Annotated in this window: 1 protein-coding gene; it reads right to left on the bottom strand. The window is 54.1% G+C overall.

Annotation, left to right across the window (positions count from 1 at the left end):
• Window positions 1-1822 (bottom strand): peptidase domain-containing ABC transporter (locus tag AC07OI_RS29755; RefSeq protein ID WP_495259662.1); only part of this gene is annotated, 1822 nt, incomplete at its 3' end.
• Window positions 1823-1901: the final 79 nt, after the last annotated feature.

Below are 1901 nucleotides of genomic sequence, written 5' to 3'. Positions count from 1 at the left end.
GATTGTCGTAGATGGTGCCGGAGAACAAGGTGGTTTCTTGCGGTACGACACCGAAGTGGCTGCGCAGTTCATTGGCAGAGAGGTAGCGTATATCGACATTGTCGATGAGGATGCGGCCCTGGCTGGGTTGGTAAAAACCTTGCATGAGTTTGGCGAGCGTGCTTTTACCACAGCCAGACGGCCCCATGATGGCGATGGTCTGGCCTTGTGGTATGTGCAGGTCAAGGTTTTGATACACGGTGGGCAGGTGTTCACCATATTTGAAGGCGAGATTGTGGATTTGTATGCTGCCTGCCTTGTTGCTGTCGCGCGCGGGGATGACTGAGTATGGTTCTACGGGGGCGTTCATCAGGTCGCCGAGGCGGTCTATGGAGAGGCTGGCTTGCTGGAATTGTTGCCACAGGCCGACCAGACGCAACATGGGTTGTGACAGGCGGCCTGAGAACATCTGGAAAGCCACCAGCATACCGATGGTGAAGGCGGTGTCATGCATGACGGTGTAGGCACCTATCGCGAGTATCAGCAGGCTCATGATCTGCTCAAGCAGGTTGGCGAAGGTGTTGTAGGTGTTGGCCAGTTGCTTGGTAGCGAAGCCTGCCTGCAGATAGCTGGCGAGGAAGCCGCTGTATTTGCTGTTGAGCTGTGGTTCAAGTTGCAGGGATTTGACGGTTTCAAGGCCAACGATGTATTCAGTCAGAAATGCCTGGTTACGCGCACCTAATTGGAATTGCTCTTGCAGGCGCTGCTGGAACAAGGGGGCAACGACGGTGCTGAGGATGACGATGGTAGTCAATATGGCTAAGGCGATCAGGGTCAGGGTCACACTGTAGTAGAACATGATGCCGACGAAGATCAGCAGGAAAGGCAGGTCCAGCACGAGAGTGACGCCAGCACTTGCAATGAATTCGCGTATGGTTTCTACCCCATGCAGGCGGGCGGCGATAACGCCGGTGGGCCTGTGCTGGAAGTACATGGGGGGCAGCTTGAACAGGCGTTCAAAGACAGCCGAACCCAGTACGGCATCAACACGGTTGCCGGTATGCAGGATGAGGTATTGGCGCAGCCACGATAAACCCGCCGAGAACAGCATGAAGACAGCCATGCCGATGGCGATGACAATGAGCGTGCTTTGTGTATGGTGCACCACAACCTTGTCGATGATGGCCTGAGTAAACAAGGGGGTGGCCAGGGCGATCAGTTGTATCACCAGAGAAGCCAGCAGGATTTCTTGCCAGAGCTTTTTGTGCTTGAGCAATTCAGGAATAAACCAGCGGAAGCCAAATTTACGTTGCTGGTTTGCTGCCTGGTCACTGTCAGGGTCAGCCGCCGGATCAGCTTGCGGGGTGATGCGGCTGATCTGCCCCTGGTAACGTTGCGAGAACTCTGTCAGGAGTATGCTGCGAGGGCTGGTGTCTGAGGATTCTACGATGAGGACTTGGCTGGTATCAGCTTGCAGGATCAGGGCGGGGACTAGCGTAGGGGCAGATGTTTGGACTGGAGTTGAGGTTTCCGGTCGCTCAGCCTCTTCTGGACTTCGCTCTTCTGTTTGAAAAGCAACATCGGTGACATCGCCCACCGATGCTGGCAAGGGACTTAGCCAGACAATCAGGGGAAATGATTCATGCTGTAATTTGCCTGCCTTGCATTTGCGGGTGTCTGCATGAAAGCCATAAGCTTTGGCGGCCACCAGCAAACCATCACTGGTATAGGGGGCGGCAAACTGCTGGGTAGCCAGTTCGAGCGAGAACGGTTTGCGATGCAATGCGCAAAGCCCCTGTAATGCCCAGAACCAGGCATTACGGTCTAGAGAGTGAGAGATCATGAAGGTAAATGAAAAGAGGAGAGGATTTTTGCCGTAGGATAGCTCCTACATATATGTATCGCATTGTATCTTTTACGCA

This window comes from Undibacterium sp. GW821-FHT07F11 (assembly GCF_059418665.1).
This window is presented reverse-complemented; position numbering and strand designations above follow the sequence as displayed.